This is a genomic window from Kitasatospora sp. NPDC056800, from assembly GCF_042789775.1.
Classification (GTDB): Bacteria; Actinomycetota; Actinomycetes; order Streptomycetales; family Streptomycetaceae; genus Kitasatospora.
On record NZ_JBHUAL010000185.1, the window covers coordinates 1 to 18,986 of the forward strand.

Below are 18,986 nucleotides of genomic sequence, written 5' to 3' on the forward strand. Positions count from 1 at the left end.
CCGCGGGGCCGCGCCGCCGAGGGGCCTCAGGCGTCCAGCGTCCCCACGTGGTGGACGCGGACGAGGTTGGTGGAGCCGGCCAGGCCGGGGGGTGAGCCGGCGGTGATGACGACGATGTCGCCCTTCTGGCAGCGGCCGAGGGAGAGGAGGGCCGCGTCGACCTGTTCGACCATCTGGTCGGTGGTCGGGGCGAACGGACCGAGGAAGGTCTCCACGCCCCAGGTGAGGGCGAGTTGGCTGCGTACGGCCGGTTCGTAGGTGAAGGCGAGGACGGGGATGGGCGAGCGGTAGCGGGTGAGCCGGCGGGCGGTGTCGCCGGACTGGGTGAAGGCGATCAGGTACTTGGCGTGCAGGAAGTCGCCGATCTCGGCGGCCGCGCGGGCGACGGCGCCGCCCTGGGTGCGCGGCTTGTTGCCGGTGGTGAGCGGCGGGAGGCCGGCGGCCAGGATGTCGTTCTCGGCGGCCTCGACGATCCGGGCCATGGTCTTGACCGTCTCGACGGGGTACTTGCCGACGGAGGTCTCGCCGGAGAGCATCACCGCGTCCGTCCCGTCGAGGACGGCGTTGGCGACGTCGGAGGCCTCGGCGCGGGTCGGCCGGGAGGTGTTGATCATCGAGTCGAGCATCTGGGTCGCGACGATGACCGGCTTGGCGTTGCGGCGGGCGAGCTTGATGGCGCGCTTCTGGACCAGCGGGACCTGTTCGAGGGGCATCTCCACGCCCAGGTCGCCGCGGGCCACCATGATCCCGTCGAAGGCGTCGACGACGGACTCCAGGTTGTCCACCGCCTGCGGCTTCTCGATCTTGGCGATGACCGGGACGTGCCGCCCCTCCTCCGCCATGATCCGGTGGACGTCCTCGATGTCCCGTCCGCTGCGGACGAACGAGAGCGCGATGAGGTCGGCCCCGGTCCGCAGTGCCCACCGCAGGTCGGCGACGTCCTTGTCGCTGAGTGCGGGGACGGAGACGGAGACGCCGGGGAGGTTGAGGCCCTTGTGGTCGGAGACCAGGCCGCCCTCGATGACGAGGCACCGTACGTGCGGCCCGTCGACGGCGACGACCTCCAGGGTGACCCGGCCGTCGTCGACCAGGATGCGCTCCCCGCGGCCGACGTCCCCGGCGAGCCCGGAGTAGGTGGTTCCGCAGCGGTCCTTGTCCCCCACGACGTCCTTGTCGGTGGAGATGGTGAACTCGTCGCCGCGTTCGAGAAGTACCGGCCCGTGGGCGAAGGTGTCGAGCCGGATCTTCGGGCCTTGAAGGTCGACGAGGACGCCGACGCTGCGGCCGGTCTCGTCGGCGGCCTTGCGGACGCGGCGGTAGCGTTCCTCGTGCTCGGCGTGCAGGCCGTGGCTGAGGTTCAGTCGGGCGATGTCCATCCCGGCGTCGACCAGGGATTTGATCTGGTCGTACGAGTCGGTGGCGGGCCCGAGGGTACAGACGATTTTTGCTCGGCGCATAGTGCTGAGACTAGGCATTACCGACGCGTAACCTCGACGCGGGTCCGGACTGCGGGATGACCGTTGCCGTAAGGCGAGTTGAACAATCTGACACATCCTCGGACCGCCGTCCGAACACCCGGCTCGACTCCCGTTCCGCGCGCACGCCGCACGCCGCGCGCGCCGCCCGTCGATGCGATTCCGTGAAGGGGTGTTCACCCCTGGTTCACCGTTGCTTCCGCCCTCGCTCCCTGCCCGGCGGGACGCTCGTCACCCCCGGGTGAATCCCCGGGAGCCCGGGTGACCACCCGGACGAAGGAGCAGACGAGGGGGAAGCGTTCGGCATGAAACGCGCAGTGAGCGTGGCGGCTGCTCTGGCTCTGCTGGGCGGGGTGGCCTGCGTGCTGGTCCTCGATGACTCGGACAAGGTCGTGACGTTGAAGGGGGAGATCGGATCGGAGAAGGCCGAGTTCTTCAAGGACCCCGAAGTGGTGAAAGCGCTGAAGGATGAGGGGCTGAGGGTGGAGTCGTACCCCATGGGCTCCCTCACGATGATCGGCAAGAACCTGAAGGACGACTACGACTTCGCCTTCCCGGCCAACTACGAGATCGCGAAGAAGATCAGCGACGACGCCCAGATCAGCCAGGCGCTCAACAGTCCGTTCTCCTCGCCGATGGTGGTGCTCGCGCACCGGCCGGCGGCGGAGCTGCTGAAGGCCAACGGCCTGGCGGCACAGGACGCGGCCACCAATGTGTGGAGCCTCAACATGAACTCCTACCTCACGGAGCTGGGCAGGGGCCGCTCCTGGCCGGATCTGGCGGGCTGGAAGGCCGATCAGGGGCTGGGCCGTTCGAACATCATCATCACCACCACCGATCCCCTCTCCTCGTCCTCCGGCTCGACCTACATCGCCCTCCTCTCCTATCTGCTGAACGGGTACAACCCGGTGCACAGCGACGCCGAGGCGACCGCAGTGCTACCGACCCTGCGACTGGCGACGAAACAGCAGGGCGCGCAGAAGGGCACCACGGAGGAACTCCTCAACGACTTCCGGCGCAGCAGCAACAGCCTGGTGTTCACCTACGAGTCGGAGGCCACCGAACTCCAGGACCCCGACACCGTGGTCCTCTACCCCGACACGGCGTACCAGACCGACCACACGATCGTCGCCAAGAACAGCCAAGGCGAGAAGCTGGCCAACCTGTTGAAGGACAACCGGCGACTCCAGGAGTTGGAGACCAAGCACGGCTTCCGCAACAAGAGCACGCCGACGTGGAACGCGGAGCCGACGCGGAAGGGCCCGGTCTTCATGTCGAACCCGACGGCGAACGCCATGAAGTCCCCGCCCGAGTCCCAGTGGCTCAAGGTGCTGTCCACCAAGGCCAAGGAGGACCGGTGAGCAACAGCCCGGCCGGCAGGACCCGTTGGCTGGTGCCGGTCCTCACGGCGCTGCTGGTGGCGACGGCGTGCACATCCTCCGGCAGCTCCCCCAGTCCCACCGACCCTCCGGCCGAGACGGCCCGGCCCGGGGTGCTCCGGGTCCTGGCCGGCAGCGAACTCCAGGACCTGGCACCGATCCTGGAGGACGCCCGGAAGGCGACCGGGGTGACGGTGCAGTTCTCCTGGACGGGCACCCTGGACGGCGCGGACGCGGTGTCCCTCCGTCGGACGGACGGCAAGTACGACGCCATCTGGTTCCCGTCCAACCAGTACCTCCGCCTGGACCCCGCCGCACAGGACAAGCTGGTGTCGGAGGTCCCGGTGATGGCCTCACCGGTGGCGGTCGGGGTGCGCACCTCGATGCTCGACGGGCTCGGCTGGGGCGACGGCTCGAAGGTCACCTGGTCGCAGATCGGGGACGCGGCCTCGGCCGGGAAGCTGTCATACGGGATGGCCGATCCGACCCGGTCGAACTCGGGACTGTCCACGCTGGTCGCGGTCGCCTCGGCCTTCTCGAACGCGAGCACGGCACTGACCCAGGAGGACGTGCAGAAGGAGACCCCGGCCCTGAAGCGGTTCTTCACCGGCCAGCGGCTGACCTCCGGTTCCTCGGGCTGGCTGGCGCAGTCGTACACCCGGGCCGAGACGGGCACGGTGGACGCACTGATCAACTACGAGTCGGTGCTCCTGTCGATGAACCGGACCCTGCCGCCGGCCAAGCAGTTCACGGTGGTGCGCCCGGTGGACGGCCAGGTGTCGGCGACCTATCCACTGACCCTGCTGTCCAGCACCGCGCCGAGCGAGCGCGAGTCCTTCCTGCGGCTGACGTCGTACCTCCTGAAGAAGGACGTGCAGCGGCGCATCTCCGACGTGACGCTGCGCCGCCCGGTGGCCCCGGACGCCACGGCGGCACCGGGGCTGCCCTCGGACCTCCGCCCGGAGCTGCCGTTCCCGGGCTCCCGAGCGGTCGCGGACGGCCTGCTGGCCGCCTACCAGAACGAGCTGCGCCGCCCGTCCCGGACGGTGTACGTGCTGGACACCTCGGGCTCGATGGAGGGCTCGCGGATCGCCGCGCTGAAGAACGCACTGGCCAGACTGACCGGGACGGACGACAGCCGGGGGGTGCGCCGCTTCCGGAACCGCGAGGAGATCACGCTGCTCTCCTTCGCCTCCGCGGTGAAGTGGACCAGGACCCACCTGGTGCCGCCGACCGGCGGCAGTCCGGGCCCGGAAGCGGAGCTGGCCTCGATCAACACGGACGTGCAGTCGCTGTCCGCCTCGGGCGGGACGGCGGTGTACTCCTCACTGGAGGAGGCGTACCGGGTGATCGAGCGCCAGCAGGCCGCGGCCGGCGACGACCGGTTCACGTCGATCGTGCTGATGACCGACGGGGAGAGCAACGCCGGTGCGACGGACGGCGACTTCAAACGCTTCCACGACGCGCTGCCGGCCGGGGAGAAGGCCATCCCGGTGTTCCCGATCAGGTTCGGGGAGGCGGCGGTGAACCAGCTCCAGGGGATCGCGGACCTGAGCGGCGGCAAGCTGTTCGACGGGACGGGCTCGCTGGACGGGGTGTTCGAGGAGATCCGTGGCTACCAGTGACGGGGTCGGTTCCCGGCTGCTGCGCTACCTGGAGTCGCCGAAGAACCTGGTCGGCTGCGCCGGTGGCGCGGCCGGGCTGGTGCTGCACCTCACCGACGTGACCAAGGGCTGGTGGCTGGTCGTGGTGGCCGGGCTGTACGGGGCGGGCGCGCTGCTGGCGCCCGGCCCGAAGCCCCCACCGCCGCTTCCGCCGGGGCCGCCCGGGGTCTCCGCGCCTCCGGTGGCGGAGCCCCTGGGGGTCGCGCCTCCGGCCCCCAAGCCGGAGCCGGTCCCCGCACCGGAGCCCGCCCCCGCGCCCGACCCGGAGCTGGTGGCGCTGGCCGCCTACCTGGACACCGTGCCGCTGCCGCCCTCCGCCGGGGTTGACGGCCTGCTGGCGGCGCTGCGCGCGGCCGGCCCGGGCCCGGTGGCGGAGCGGATCGTCCGGCACCGGCTGCCGGTCGCGGTGGCCGGCTACCTGCGGGCGCGGACCTGGCAGCCCTGGGCGGGACCGGACGATCCGGACCCGGCGGTCCAGCTGGGCCGCGAGGTCGACCGGTTGGCGGGCGAGCTGGCCTGACCGGGCGTCGGCCGGCCCGCGCCCTTCGCACCTCCGCCCCTCAGGCCTCCGCGCCTCCGTACCACCCCACGGCTCCCCCACGCCCGTCACGAACGAGTCGCCAAGATCTCACCTCCTGGACAGGTCGGGGGGCTATTCAGCACCCCGGCTCGCACGGCACACTTCTACGCGCGTCCCTCTACGCGCGTCGACGCGTGCACGCACACTTTTGTTCACGAACACCAGTTGACGGTCCATCCGCCGTCGTCCCACTCGGGAGAGTCGTCCATGACCCTGAACCGCCGTGACTTCGTCACCCGGTCCGCCGCCACCGCCGCCGGCGCAGCCCTGGCCGGCGGTGCCGCCCTGGCCGCCGCCCCCTCCGCCGCGGCCGCCCAGCCGGACGCGGCGGCCGCCAAGGGCCAGCAGCGCAAGCCGCGCACGCAGGCCTTCACCGTCATGGGCACCACCGACCTGCACGGCCGGGTGCTCAACTGGGACTACTTCACCGACGCCGAGTACACCGACAAGGCCCACAACGCGGTCGGCCTCGCCAAGATCTCCACGCTGGCCAACCAGGTGCGCGAGGAGAAGGGCTGGGACCGCTGCCTGCTGATCGACTCCGGCGACACCATCCAGGGCACCCAGCTGTCCTACTACTACGCCCGGATCGAGTCGATCGACACCGAGGCCAACACCGTGCCGGACCACCCGATGGCCGTCGCCATGAACCTCATGGAGTACGACGCCGCCGCGCTCGGCAACCACGAGTTCAACTACGGCATCCCGCTCCTGAAGGCCTACGAGGAGCAGCTGGAGTTCCCGCTGCTGGGCGCCAACGCGCTGAACGCGAAGAACGAGAAGCCGGCCTTCAAGCCGTACGTGATCAAGGAGCTGCGCCTGGGCGGCGGCCGTCCGGTGCGGGTCGGCATCCTCGGCCTGACCAACCCGGGCATCGCGATCTGGGACAAGGCCAACGTCAGCGGCAAGATGGTCTTCCCGGGCATCGTGGAGACCGCCGCCACCTGGGTGCCGAAGATGAAGGCCGCGGGCGCGGACGTCATCGTGGTCTCGGCGCACTCCGGCTGCGACGAGGCGACCACCTGGGGCGACCAGCTGCCGTGGGCCGAGAACGTCTCGGTCGCGCTGGCGGAGACCGTCCCGGACATCGACGCGGTGCTGGTGGGCCACGCCCACAAGGAGGTCCCGCAGCGCCTGGTCGTCAACAAGAAGACCGGCCGCACGGTCGTCCTCTCCGAGCCGCTCTGCTACGGCCAGCGGCTGACCTGCTTCGACTTCGAGGTCGAGTTCACCGGCGGCGCCTGGAAGGTCGCCTCGGTCTCCTCCCGGCTGCTGAACTCCAACACCGTGCCGGAGAACCCGGAGATCACCGACGCGATCGCCGGGCAGCACAAGAAGGTCGTCGCGTACGTCAACCAGAACATCGGCACCAGCAAGATCGCGCTGTCGATCGCCGACGCCCCCTTCAAGGCCACCCCGATCATCGACCTGATCGGCCGGGTCCAGGCCGACGCCGTCAAGGCCGCGCTGGCGGGCGGGCAGTACGCCAACCTCCCGGTGCTGGCCCAGGCCGCCCCGTTCAACCGCACCGCCCTGATCCCGTCCGGCCAGGTGAAGCTGCGCGACGCCGCGGGCCTCTACATCTACGAGAACACCCTGGAGGCCCGCATCCTGACGGGCGCCCAGCTCAAGGACTACCTGGAGTACTCGGTCAAGTACTACAACCAGCTCGCCCCGGGCGCCCCGGTCGACAAGGACAAGCTGACCGGCGCCGAGGCCACCCCGGACTACAACTACGACTCGCTCTACGGCCTGAGCTACGACATCGACATCGCCCAGCCGAAGGGCTCGCGGATCGTCAACCTGTCCTTCCAGGGCAAGCCGATCGACCCGGCCGCGGAGTTCGTCCTGGCCGTCAACAACTACCGTGCCAACGGCGGCGGCAACTTCCCGCACGTCGCCAAGGCCAAGATGGTCTGGTCGAACTCCGACGAGATCCGCAACACCATGATCGCCTGGGTGAAGGCCAAGGGCGTCATCGACCCCGCCGAGTTCTTCACCGACTCCTGGCGCCTGGTCCGCGCCGGCCAGCCGGTCTTCTGATCCGCACTCCCCGAGCGAAAGGCCGTCGCCCCGTCCGGCGACGGCCTTTCGGCCTGTCCGGTGGAAGAATGGCGCCATGAGCGAGTTCCAGATCCCCGAGCGCCACGCGAGGCTGCTGGCCTACGCGGAGAGCCTGACGCCTCCGGCCGGGTGGAAGATCGAGATCTCCGGCGACGAGATCATCATGATGGCCGGCCCCTCGGTGATCCACCAGCGCAACCTGCTGCTCGTCCGCGAGCAGTTCGACGCCCACCGCCCCGCCGGAACGATGCCGAGCGAGAACACCGACCTCGCCTCCCCGAACGTCGGCAAGCTCCGCAACCCCGACCTGACCTACATCCCCCTCTCGGCGCTGGAGGAGGGCGGGAACCAGGTCCCCGCCGAGCAGGCGGCCATCGCGGTGGAGATCGTCTCCCCGTCGAACCCGGAGAACGACCTGGTCGGCAAGGTCCGCGACTACCCGCTCATGGCCATCCCGCTGTACCTGCTGATCGACCCGCGCGAGGGCGACCTGACGCTCTACGCCGAGCCGTCCGACAGCGGCTACCGCTGGCGCTGGAACGGCAAGTTCGGCGACCCGGTCCCGCTCCCGGCCCCCTTCGGCTTCGAGCTCGCCACCGACGCCCTGCTCCGCTACCCCGCCTGACGCCACGGGCCTCCCGGCGGCAGCCGCCGGGAGGCCCTCGCGTCCGAACCGCGGGTCAGAAGGGGAAGACCGCGCGCTCGTGCTGGACGGATATCCACTTCAGGGTGGTGAAGGCGTCCACCGTGGACTCGCCGTTGAGGCGGCCGACGCCGGAGTTCTTCTCGCCGCCGAAGGGCACGCCCGGCTCGTCGGCGATGGTGCCGCCGTTGACGTGGATCATGCCGGTCTCGATCCGCTGGGCGAGCTTCACGCCGCGCTCGGTGTTCCCGGTGTGCACCGCGCCGCTGAGTCCGAAGGGCGTGGCGTTGGCGAGCCGGACGGCCTCGTCCTCGCCGTCGAAGGGCACCAGCAGGACGACCGGGCCGAAGAGTTCGGTCCGCAGGATCGGCGCGTCCTCGGCGAGGCCGGTGAGGACCACCGGCTCCATCAGGCTGCCGACCGTGTCGCCGCGCAGCAGCGCGGTGGCGCCGGCCGCGACGGCCTGGTCGACCTGGGCGCGCAGGCCGTCGGCCTGGACGGGGTTGATCAGCGGGCCGATGTGGGTGGCCGGGTCCCGCGGGTCGCCGACGGTGAGCGAGGCGACCTTGGCGACGAACTTCTCGGTGAACTCGGCCTCGACGGACCGGTCCACCAGCACCCGGTTGGCGGCCATGCAGACCTGCCCCTGGTGGACGAAGCGGCTGAACACCGCGGCGTCCACGGCGTGGTCCACGTCGGCGTCGTCCAGCACGATCAGCGCGCTGTTGCCGCCGAGTTCCAGGACGGTGCGCTTGAAGTGCCCGGCAGCGACGGTGGCGACGTGCCGGCCGACCTTGTCGGAGCCGGTGAAGGAGATCACCTTGGGCACCGGGTGCTCCAGGAAGCTGTCGCCGATCTCGGCGATGTCGGTGATCACCACGTTCAGCAGGCCGGGCGGGAGCCCCGCGTCCTCGAAGAGCTTGGCGATCAGCCCGCCGCCGACCACCGGGGTCTCCTGGTGCGGCTTGAGGACGACGCCGTTGCCGAGCGCGAGCGCCGGGGCGACGGCCTTGAGCGCCAGGAACAGCGGGAAGTTGAACGGGCTGATCACGCCGACCACGCCGACCGGCAGCCGGTAGAGGCGGTTCTCCCGGCCCTGGGCGGGCGAGGTCAGCAGCCGGCCCTCGGGGGCCACCGACAGGTGCAGGCACTCCCGCAGCACGTCCTTGACCAGCGACAGTTCGAAGCCCGCCTTCAGCGCGGTGCCGCCGAGTTCCGCCATGACCGCCTGGACGATCTCCGGCTCGCGCTCCTCCAGCAGCCGCAGCGCGCGCTCGAAGACCAGCCGCCGCTGGTAGGGGTTGGTGGCGGCCCACTGCTTCTGGGCGCGCTCGGCGGCGCGGTAGGCCAGGTCGACCTCCGCGACGGTGGCGACGGTGATGGTGGCGAGCTTGTCACCGGTGTAGGGGTCGACGTCGACGATGTCCCAGGAGCCGCTGCCGCTGCGCCACTCACCATCGATGTACTGCAGGGCCAACTCGGAGAAGTACGACATCTGATCCCTCTCATGCACCCGACCTGATGGGGAATCATCGTACTGACGTATTACAGTTCCTGGCGCACGGAATGGAGCAGGTCACGGGTCATTGCCGGGCTCAGGCTGTCGGCGACCAGGTCGTCCATCGCGTGCCGGTACTCGGCCACCTCGGCGGGCTTGTCCAGGTAGAGCGCGGTGGTGAACTGCTCCAGGTACACCACGTCCGACAGTTCGGCCTCGGCGAAGCCCAGGACGGTGAACGCGCCGCTCTCGGCGCTCAGCCCGGCGTTGCCCAGCGGCAGCACCTGGAGCCGGACATTGGGCAGTTCGCTCAGCTCCAGCAGCCGGTCCAGCTGGCCGCGCATCAGCTCCGCGCCGCCCCAGGGCCGGCGCAGCGCGGCCTCGTCCAGCACCGCGACCAGCCGCGGCGCCCGCTCGCCGGTCAGCACCGCCTGCCGCTTGAGCCGTACGTCGACCCGGCGCTCGATCTCCTCCGGCCCGGTGGCGTGGCAGCCGGCGGTGACCACGGCCCGGGCGTAGTCGGCGGTCTGGAGCAGCCCGTGGACGAACTGGACCTCGTAGCTGCGGATCTCGGCCGCGGCCTCCTCCAGTCCCAGGTAGTTCTGGAACCAGCCGGGCAGGACGTCCCCGTACTCGTGCCACCAGGAGCTGGCGTTGGCGTCGCGCAGCAGTCCGAGGACGGTGGCCCGCTCCTGTTCGACCTCGACCCCGTACAGGGTGAGCAGGTCGGCGACGTCCCGTTCCTTGAAGCCGACCCGGCCGAGCTCCATGCGGCTGATCTTGGACTCGGAGGCCCGGATCGAGTACCCGGCCTCCTCCCGGCTGACGCCTCTGGCCTCGCGGAGCTTGCGCAGCTGGGTACCGAGCAGCAGGCGCCGTACCGTGGCGCCCCCGCCTGCCTGAGTCGTGCCCATCGACGTCATCCTCCGCGCTCGCCCAGCCCCCCGGCCGTCGGCCGCAGTCTGCCACCTGGCACCGACGAACAACAGCCCACTGTCCCGGAACCCGCCGGGCGCCGAACAACTCCGGCCGTTTGTCCGAGAGTTGCCGCGGCCCGGGGAGGGGTCAGGGGCCGCCGCGGGGGTACGCGACGGCGCCCGCCCTCCAACTGGTCGGGGAAGAGGGCAGGCGCCAGGAGACCGCGTTGGCCCGGCGACTCTGACGGGGGCAGCGGGTTGAGCTCCCGGCGATGCGGCGCCGGGGGTTCGGGGTGGGCCGGTCGGAGCGTCCGGGGCCCGTCAGACCACCAGGGGGCGGTCGGTGGGCCGGATCGGCGCGGGAAGCGGGGTCTTGCCGCCGAGGTACTTGTCCACCGCCGCGGCGGCCGAGCGGCCTTCCGCGATGGCCCAGACGATCAGCGACTGGCCACGGCCGGCGTCTCCGCAGACGTACACGCCATCGACATTGGTGGCGAACCGGCCATCGCGGGCAATGTTACCGCGCGCGTCGAGGTCCGCTCCCAGCTGCTCGACCAGCCCGTTGCGCACGTCCGTCCCGGTGAAGCCCATGGCCAGGGTGACCAGCTGGGCCGGGATGGCCCGCTCGGTGCCGGGGACCTGCTCGAACCGGCCGTCCCTGAACTCCACCTCGACGAGGTGCAGCTCCTGGACGTTGCCGTCCTCGTCGCCGCTGAAGTGGGTGGTGCTGACCGAGTAGATCCGCTCGCCGCCCTCCTCGTGCGCGGAGGTGACCTTGTACGTCATCGGCATGGTCGGCCACGGCTGGTGCCCGGGCCGGTCCTCGCCGGGCCGCGGCATGATCTCCAGCTGGGTGACCGAGGCCGCCCCCTGCCGGTGGGCGGTGCCGACGCAGTCCGCGCCGGTGTCGCCGCCGCCGATCACGACCACGTGCTTGCCCTTGGCGCTGATCGGGGACTCCACGAAGTCGCCCTCCTGCACCTTGTTGGCCAGCGGCAGGTACTCCATGGCCTGGTGGACGCCCTTGAGCTCGCGCCCGGGCACCGGCAGGTCGCGGGCGGTGGTGGCGCCGGCCGCGACGACCACGGCGTCGAAGCGCTCGCGCAGCTGCTGCCCGGTGATGTCCTCGCCGACGTGCACGCCGGTGCGGAACCGGGTGCCCTCCGCCCGCATCTGCTCGATGCGGCGGTTGATGTGGCGCTTCTCCATCTTGAACTCGGGGATGCCGTAGCGCAGCAGTCCGCCGATCCGGTCGGCCCGCTCGTACACGACGACGGTGTGCCCGGCGCGGGTGAGCTGCTGGGCGGCGGCGAGGCCGGCCGGGCCGGAGCCGACGACGGCGACGGTCTTGCCGGAGAGCCGCTCCGGGACCTGCGGGGTGACCCCGCCGCGGTCCCAGGCCTTGTCGATGATGGTGACCTCGACGTTCTTGATGGTCACCGCGTCCTGGTTGATGCCGAGGACGCACGCGGACTCGCACGGGGCCGGGCACAGGCGGCCGGTGAACTCCGGGAAGTTGTTGGTGGCGTGCAGCCGCTCGATCGCGCCGACGAAGTCGTCCCGGTAGGCCAGGTCGTTCCACTCGGGGATGAGGTTCCCGAGCGGGCAGCCGTTGTGGCAGAACGGGATGCCGCAGTCCATGCAGCGGCCGGCCTGCTTGGTGATGATCGGCAGGAGGCTGCGCTCGACGTAGACCTCGTTCCAGTCCCGCAGACGGACGTCCACGGGGCGGCGCTCGGCCAGCTGCTTGGGCGTGGTCAGGAAGCCCTTGGGGTCAGCCATTAGCCGCCTCCATCATCTTGCGAGTGGTCTCGGCCTCGGAGAGGCCATCGCGCTCAGCGGCGTCCTTGGCGGCGAGCACTGCCTTGTAGTCGGTCGGCATGATCTTGGAGAAGCGGGAGACCCCGCTGCCCCAGTCCGCCAGGAGTTCGGCGGCGACGGTGGAGCCGGTCTCCTCGTAGTGCTGCTGCACGGTCTCGCGCAGCCAGTCGCGGTCGGCGGCGGTGGGGGCCTCGATGCCCACCATGCCGTCGTTGACGTTCGCGGGGCGCAGGTCCAGGACGTACGCGATGCCGCCGGACATGCCCGCCGCGAGGTTGCGCCCGGTCTCGCCGAGGACGACGACCCGGCCGCCGGTCATGTACTCCAGGCCGTGGTCGCCGACGCCCTCGACCACCAGGGTGGCCCCGGAGTTGCGGACGGCGAAGCGCTCGCCGGCCTTGCCGCGCAGGTGGACGCGGCCCGCGGTGGCGCCGTAGCCGATGGTGTTGCCGGCGATGACGTGGTTCTGCGCGTCGTTGCCGATGGCGGCCGCCTCGCGGGCCGGGCGGACGATCACCACGCCGCCGGAGAGGCCCTTGCCGACATAGTCGTTGGCGTCGCCCTCCAGCCGCAGGGTCACGCCGCGCGGCAGGAACGCGCCGAAGGACTGCCCGGCGGAGCCGGTGAAGGTGACGTCGATGGTCCCCTCCGGCAGGCCCTCGCCCCGGTACCGCTTGGTCACCTCGTGGCCGAGCATGGTGCCGACGGTGCGGTTGACGTTGCGGATCGGCAGCTGGATCCGGACGGTCTCGCCGCGCTCCAGCGCGTCCTCGGCCAGCGCGATCAGCTGGTTGTCCAGGGCCTTGTCCAGCGCGTGGTCCTGGGTGGTGGTGCGGTGGCGGGCGGCCCCCTCGGGCAGCGCCGGCACGTGGAACAGCGGGGCGAGGTCCAGCCCGGCGGCCTTCCAGTGGTCGATCGCGGCCCGGGCGTCGATGTGCTCGGCGCGGCCGACGGCCTCCTCGATCGAGCGGAAGCCCAGCGAGGCCAGGATCTCCCGGACCTCCTCGGCGATGAACTCGAAGAAGTTGACCACGAACTCGGGCTTGCCGGAGAACCGCTCGCGCAGCACCGGGTTCTGGGTGGCGACGCCGACCGGGCAGGTGTCCAGGTGGCAGACCCGCATCATGATGCAGCCGGAGACCACCAGCGGGGCGGTCGCGAAGCCGAACTCCTCGGCGCCGAGCAGCGCGGCGATGACCACGTCGCGGCCGGTCTTCAGCTGGCCGTCGGTCTGGACGACGATGCGGTCGCGCAGCCCGTTCAGCAGCAGGGTCTGCTGGGTCTCGGCGAGGCCGAGCTCCCAGGGGCCGCCCGCGTGCTTCAGCGAGGTGAGCGGCGAGGCGCCCGTCCCGCCGTCGTGCCCGGAGACCAGGACGACGTCGGCGTGCGCCTTGGAGACGCCAGCCGCGACCGTGCCGACGCCGACCTCGGAGACCAGCTTCACGTGGATGCGGGCCGCCGGGTTGGCGTTCTTGAGGTCGTGGATCAGCTGCGCCAGGTCCTCGATCGAGTAGATGTCGTGGTGCGGCGGCGGCGAGATCAGGCCGACGCCCGGGGTGGAGTGCCGGGTCCTGGCGACCCACGGGTAGACCTTGTGGCCGGGCAGCTGGCCGCCCTCGCCGGGCTTGGCGCCCTGGGCCATCTTGATCTGGATGTCGTCGGCGTTGACGAGGTACTCGGAGGTGACGCCGAACCGGCCGGAGGCGACCTGCTTGATCGCCGAGCGGCGCTCCGGGTCGTACAGGCGGTCCGGGTCCTCGCCGCCCTCGCCGGTGTTGGACTTGCCGCCGAGGCGGTTCATCGCGATGGCCAGGGTCTCGTGCGCCTCGCGGGAGATCGAGCCGTACGACATGGCGCCGGTGGAGAAGCGCCGGACGATCGCGGAGACCGGCTCGACCTCCTCGACCGGGATCGGCTCCCGCTCCAGGCCGTTCAGCCGGAACAGGCCGCGCAGCGTCATCAGCCGCTCGGACTGCTCGTTCACCCGGTCCGTGTACTGCTTGAAGATGTCGTACCGGCGGTTGCGGGTGGCGTGCTGGAGGCGGAAGACGGTGTCCGGGTCGAACAGGTGCGGCTCGCCCTCGCGGCGCCACTGGTACTCGCCGCCGATCTCCAGCGCGCGGTGCGCGGCCGGGATGCCGGAGGCCGGGTACGCCTTGGCGTGCCGGGCGGCGGTCTCGCGGGCGATCTCCTCCAGGCCGATGCCGCCGAGCTTGGTGGTGGTGCCGGAGAAGTAGCCGTCGACGAGGTCCTGGGAGAGGCCGATGGCCTCGAAGACCTGGGCGCCGCGGTAGGAGGCGACGGTCGAGATGCCCATCTTGGACATGACCTTGAGCACGCCCTTGCCGAGCGCCTTGATCAGGTTGCGGATCGCCTTCTCGGGCTCGACGCCCTCGATGAACACACCCTGGGCGACCAGGTCCTCGACGGACTCCATCGCCAGGTACGGGTTGACCGCCCCGGCGCCGTAGCCGATCAGCAGCGCGACGTGGTGCACCTCGCGGACGTCGCCCGCCTCGACCAGCAGCGACACCCGGGTGCGCTGCTTGGTGCGGATCAGGTGGTGGTGCACGGCCGAGGTGAGCAGCAGCGAGGGGATCGGCGCGTGCTCGGCGTCGGAGTGCCGGTCGGAGAGCACGACGATCCGGGCGCCGTCGGCGATCGCCGCGTCGGCCTCGGCGGCGATCTCGGCGAGCCGGGAGGCCAGGCCCTCGCCGCCGGAGGCGACCTTGTAGAGGCCGGAGAGCGTGACGGCCTTCAGGCCGGGCTGGTCGCCGTCGGCGTTGATGTGGACGAGCTTGGCGAGCTCGTCGTTGTCGATCACGGGGAAGGTGATCCCGACCGAGCGGCAGGACGCGGCCTCGGCGGCCAGCAGGTTGCCCTCCGGGCCGAGGTTGGACAGCAGCGAGGTGACGAGCTCCTCGCGGATGGCGTCCAGCGGCGGGTTGGTGACCTGCGCGAAGAGCTGCACGAAGTAGTCGAACAGCAGGCGCGGCTTCTCGCTCAGCGCGGCGATCGGCGAGTCGGTGCCCATCGAGCCGAGCGCCTCGGCGCCGGTGCGCGCCATCGGCGCGAGGATGACCCGCAGCTCCTCCTCGGTGTAGCCGAAGGTCTGCTGGCGGCGGGTGACGGAGGCGTGGGTGTGGAAGATGTGCTCGCGCTCGGGCAGCTTGGCGAGCTGGATCTGCCCGCCGTCGACCCACTCCTGGTAGGGGTGCTCGGCGGCGAGGGCGGACTTGACCTCCTCGTCCGGGACGATCCGGCCCTCGGCGGTGTCCACCAGGAACATCCGGCCGGGCTGGAGGCGGCCCTTCCGGACGACCTTCTCCTGCTCGATGTCGAGGACGCCGACCTCGGAGGAGAGGACGACCAGGCCGTCCTCGGTGATCCAGTACCGGGCCGGGCGCAGGCCGTTGCGGTCGAGCACGGCGCCGATCTGGTTGCCGTCGGTGAAGGTGACGCAGGCCGGGCCGTCCCAGGGCTCCATCAGGTTGGAGTGGTACTGGTAGAAGGCGCGGCGGTCCGGGCTCATGGTGGCGTGGTTCTCCCACGCCTCCGGAATCATCATCAGCACCGAGTGCGGCAGCGAGCGGCCGCCGAGGTGGAGCAGCTCCAGGACCTCGTCGAAGGAGGCGGAGTCGGAGTGCTCCGGCGTGCAGATCGGGAAGATCCGCTCCAGGCCCTGGCCCTTGCTGTTGGCCGGGATGAGGTCGGTCGCGAGCTGCGACTCCCGGGCGTGCATCCAGTTGCGGTTGCCCTTGACCGTGTTGATCTCGCCGTTGTGCGCGACGAAGCGGTACGGGTGGGCGAGCGGCCAGCTCGGGAAGGTGTTGGTGGAGAACCGCGAGTGCACCAGGCCGATCGCGGACGCGTAGCCGCGGTCCGACAGGTCGGGGAAGAAGGGCTCCAGCTGGCCGGTGGTCAGCATGCCCTTGTAGACGATGGTGCGCGCGGACAGCGACGGGAAGTACACCCCGGCCTCGCGCTCGGCCCGCTTGCGGACCACGAAGGCGGTCCGGTCGAGCTCGATGCCGGCCGTGCCGTCCTTCGCCAGGAAGAGCTGCCGGAACCGCGGCATCACGCTGCGCGCGGTGGCGCCGAGCAGGTCCGGGGTGACGGGGACGTCGCGCCAGCCGAGGACGGTCGTGCCCTCCTCGGCCGCGATCGCCTCGATCCGCGCGACGGCGGCGGCGTCCTTCTCATCGTCCTCGGGGAGGAAGGCGATGCCGACGGCGTAGGAGCCGGCCGCCGGGAGCTCGAAGGGGACCTTCCCGCGCAGGAAGGCGTCCGGGACCTGGGTCAGGATGCCGGCGCCGTCGCCGGAGTCCGGCTCGGCGCCGGTGGCGCCGCGGTGCTCCAGGTTGCGCAGGACGTTCAGCGCCTGCTCGACGATGGTGTGGTCGGCGATGCCCGTCAGCGTGGCGACGAAACCGACGCCACAGGCGTCGTGCTCGTTCCGCGGGTCGTACAGGCCCTGGGCAGCAGGTCGCGCATCCGGCACGAGCGCGTACGGCTGGCGGGCGGCGCCGGCCTGGGGCTCGTTGGCGGAGTGCATGGATGCAGACAGCATCGGCTCTCCCGTCGTCGTCTTTCGGCAAGGTGGTGCAAGGAGGGACGACGTTGGCCCTGATGCGATGGTGCGGTGTCGTGCGAGTTACATGATGCCCACGATCCCGAGAAGCGGAATATCCCGTCCACATGGCGGGACGGTGCGCAGGTCGGGGGGCGTGTGAGAGGACGTGCCACAGTGCACGTCCCGACGATTGTGCCCAACCGTCCACCGCCTGAAACAGAGGCGAAACCGGGCCGCCACAGAAGCCGATCATGGACGCCTGGGAATCCATCCCGGGAGCCCGTCCGCGGATGCGAATCCGCGGCTCGGAGGCCCGAATGCTGAGACACTGCCAGGCGCCGCCCGAGGCCCATGTGTGAAACGTCACCCACTCACCAGCATAACCATGCACTCCATGGTCACCCCAGATGGCCGCCGATCAGCCACCCGAGCAGGTAGGTCACCCCGGCCGCCGCACCGCCCAGCACCAGCTGCCGCAGCCCGCTGAACCACCAGCTGCGCGCCGTCACCCGGGCCACCACCGCGCCGCACAGGAACAGCCCGGCCCCCGCCAGCAGCATCGCCGGCAGCAGCGCGGTCGCCCCCAGCAGGTACGGCAGCAGCGGCAGCAGCGCACCGAGCGCGAAGCACAGGAACGACGAGCCGGCCGCCACCAGCGGCGAGGGCAGGTCGGTCGGGTCGACGCCCAGCTCCTCCCGGGCGTGCACCTCCAGGGCCAGCTCCGGGTCCGCGGACAGCTGCCGGGCCACCTCGTGGGCCAGCTCCGGGTCCACCCCGCGCGAGACGTACAGCTGGGCCAGCTCGGCCAGCTCCCCGTGCGGGTTGCGGCTCAGCTCCAGCCGCTCGGCCTCGATCTCGGCCTGCACCAGCTCCCGCTGCGAGGCCACCGAGGTGTACTCCCCCGCCGCCATCGAGCAGGCGCCGGCCGCCAGGCCCGCCAGCCCGGTCAGGATCACCGTCCCGTTGGACGCCGCCCCGCCGACCACGCCGGTCATCAGCGCGAAGTTGGACACCAGCCCGTCCACCGCGCCGAACACGGCCGGTCGCAGCCAGCCGCCGTTGACGTCCCGGTGGTGGTCCGCCGCGGGTATCCGGGGCTGGTGCCCGGCGTCGGCCTCCATCATGGTCGCACTCATCGTCGTTCCCCTCCGTCGTCGTTCGTCAGCCCTGAACGTAGCCCGTCTGACCTGGGCATTTCCAGCAAAGTAAGGCTGTCCGAACACCACTGAGGCCACCCTTCGCGAGCCTCGCGAAGGGTGGCCTCAGCCGGGGGAACTCCCAGGTCAGATCGGGTTCTTGACGTCCTCGCCGGCCGTCTCGGCGGCCGGCTTCCCGTCCACGGGCCCGGCCGGCTTCCGCAGAACCGGCTTCCCGTCGGCCTTCTCCTCGGCCTTACCATCGGCCTTCCCGGCCTTCTCGTCGGCCTCCGCCGCGGCGTCCCGCTCCTCCTGCGCGGCCGGATCGATGCTCGCCGGGTCCTCCCGCCCGGGCCGCTTCCTGCCCACGATCACGAAGTACGCCACCGCGCCCACGAACACCGCGATGGACACCCAGTCGTTCAGCCGCAGGCCGAAGTAGACGTGCGCGTCGTCGATCCGCAGCCACTCGATCCAGAACCGGCCCACCGTGTACGCGGCCACGTACAGCGCGAACGCCCGGCCGTGGCCCAGCGTGAAGCGGCGGTCCGCCCAGATCACCAGCAGCGCGACACCGACGCACCACAGCGACTCGTACAGGAAGGTCGGCTGGTAGACGCCCTTCACGACCTCGCCGTTGGGCAGCGTCTTGTCGATCTCCAGGCCCCACGGCAGGGTGGTCGACCGGCCGTACAGCTCCTGGTTGAAGTAGTTGCCCCAGCGGCCCAGCGCCTGCGCGAGGGCGATGCCCGGCGCGATGGCGTCGGCGTACGCGGGCAGCGGCACGCCCCGGCGGCGGGCGCCGATCCAGGCGCCGACCGCGCCCAGCGCGACCGCGCCCCAGATGCCGAGGCCGCCCTCCCAGATCTTGAGGGCGTCCCAGGGGTTCTTCCCCTCGGCGAAGTACAGGCGGCCGCCGTCGGTGATCACGTGGTAGAGGCGGCCGCCGACCAGGCCGAACGGCACGGCCCACACGGCGATGTCGCCGACGGTGTGCTTGGCACCGCCCCGGGCGACCCAGCGCTTGCTGCCGAGCCAGACGGCCACGACGACACCGAGGATGATGCAGAAGGCGTAGGCGCGCAGCGGGATCGGTCCGAGGTACAGGACGCCCCGCGACGGGCTGGGAATGTAGGCGATATCCATGGCAGTTCCGACGCTACAGGGTCCGAAGGCCCGCTCGGACACCCTTGGGGTCACAGAAACCGAACAACGGGCCGCGCCGCCGCCTCCGGA

12 protein-coding genes are annotated in these 18,986 nt (G+C 71.0%); 5 read left to right on the forward strand and 7 right to left on the reverse strand.

Annotated elements, in window-relative coordinates:
- Positions 1 to 26: 26 nt before the first annotated feature.
- The gene (pyk, locus tag ACFRQN_RS31350; RefSeq protein WP_049651553.1) at positions 27 to 1,457 is read right to left on the reverse strand and encodes a pyruvate kinase; all 1,431 of its coding nucleotides are present in this window, start codon (positions 1,455 to 1,457) and stop codon (positions 27 to 29) included.
- A gap of 323 nt (positions 1,458 to 1,780) precedes the next feature.
- Between pyk and ACFRQN_RS31355 the strand changes: the two genes are divergently transcribed.
- The 5 genes from ACFRQN_RS31355 (at position 1,781) to ACFRQN_RS31375 (ending at position 7,787) form a co-directional block, all read left to right on the forward strand.
- Positions 1,781 to 2,836 carry a substrate-binding domain-containing protein gene (locus ACFRQN_RS31355; protein WP_079271776.1) on the forward strand — a complete coding sequence of 352 codons (1,056 nt, stop codon included), beginning with the start codon at positions 1,781 to 1,783 and terminating at the stop codon, positions 2,834 to 2,836.
- The gene (locus tag ACFRQN_RS31360) at positions 2,833 to 4,479 is read left to right on the forward strand and encodes a substrate-binding domain-containing protein (RefSeq protein ID WP_380743647.1); all 1,647 of its coding nucleotides are present in this window, start codon (positions 2,833 to 2,835) and stop codon (positions 4,477 to 4,479) included. The genes ACFRQN_RS31355 and ACFRQN_RS31360 overlap by 4 nt, the downstream gene beginning before the upstream one ends.
- On the forward strand, positions 4,466 to 5,038 hold the full coding sequence (locus ACFRQN_RS31365; RefSeq protein ID WP_380743649.1) for a hypothetical protein: 573 nt from the start codon (positions 4,466 to 4,468) through the stop codon (positions 5,036 to 5,038). Before ACFRQN_RS31360 ends, ACFRQN_RS31365 begins: the two co-directional genes overlap by 14 nt.
- Before the next feature lie 267 nt (positions 5,039 to 5,305).
- On the forward strand, positions 5,306 to 7,141 hold the full coding sequence (locus tag ACFRQN_RS31370) for a bifunctional metallophosphatase/5'-nucleotidase (protein ID WP_380743651.1): 1,836 nt from the start codon (positions 5,306 to 5,308) through the stop codon (positions 7,139 to 7,141).
- A gap of 76 nt (positions 7,142 to 7,217) precedes the next feature.
- On the forward strand, positions 7,218 to 7,787 hold the full coding sequence (locus ACFRQN_RS31375) for a Uma2 family endonuclease (RefSeq protein WP_074000957.1): 570 nt from the start codon (positions 7,218 to 7,220) through the stop codon (positions 7,785 to 7,787).
- Positions 7,788 to 7,842: 55 nt separating this feature from the next.
- On the opposite strand, the gene ACFRQN_RS31380 is transcribed toward ACFRQN_RS31375, so the two are convergent.
- From ACFRQN_RS31380 to lgt, 6 genes are all read right to left on the reverse strand, one after another.
- The gene (locus ACFRQN_RS31380; RefSeq protein ID WP_049651207.1) at positions 7,843 to 9,300 is read right to left on the reverse strand and encodes an aldehyde dehydrogenase family protein; all 1,458 of its coding nucleotides are present in this window, start codon (positions 9,298 to 9,300) and stop codon (positions 7,843 to 7,845) included.
- A 50-nt stretch (positions 9,301 to 9,350) separates the two neighbouring features.
- Positions 9,351 to 10,217 (reverse strand): helix-turn-helix domain-containing protein, encoded by an 867-nt coding sequence (locus ACFRQN_RS31385; protein ID WP_380743654.1) that lies wholly within the window; start codon positions 10,215 to 10,217, stop codon positions 9,351 to 9,353.
- A 324-nt stretch (positions 10,218 to 10,541) separates the two neighbouring features.
- The gene (locus ACFRQN_RS31390) at positions 10,542 to 12,002 is read right to left on the reverse strand and encodes a glutamate synthase subunit beta (RefSeq protein WP_049651209.1); all 1,461 of its coding nucleotides are present in this window, start codon (positions 12,000 to 12,002) and stop codon (positions 10,542 to 10,544) included.
- A complete protein-coding gene (gltB, locus tag ACFRQN_RS31395) occupies positions 11,995 to 16,596 on the reverse strand; it encodes a glutamate synthase large subunit (protein ID WP_198959309.1) in 4,602 nt (1,533 codons plus the stop codon). The genes ACFRQN_RS31390 and gltB overlap by 8 nt, the downstream gene beginning before the upstream one ends.
- 416 nt (positions 16,597 to 17,012) lie before the next feature.
- Entirely contained in the window at positions 17,013 to 17,738 is a 726-nt protein-coding gene (locus tag ACFRQN_RS31400) for a VIT1/CCC1 transporter family protein (RefSeq protein WP_107418648.1), read from the reverse strand.
- Positions 17,739 to 17,897: 159 nt separating this feature from the next.
- Complete coding sequence (gene lgt, locus ACFRQN_RS31405) at positions 17,898 to 18,896, reverse strand: prolipoprotein diacylglyceryl transferase (RefSeq protein ID WP_380743656.1); 999 nt, start codon at positions 18,894 to 18,896, stop codon at positions 17,898 to 17,900.
- Positions 18,897 to 18,986 lie beyond the last annotated feature (90 nt).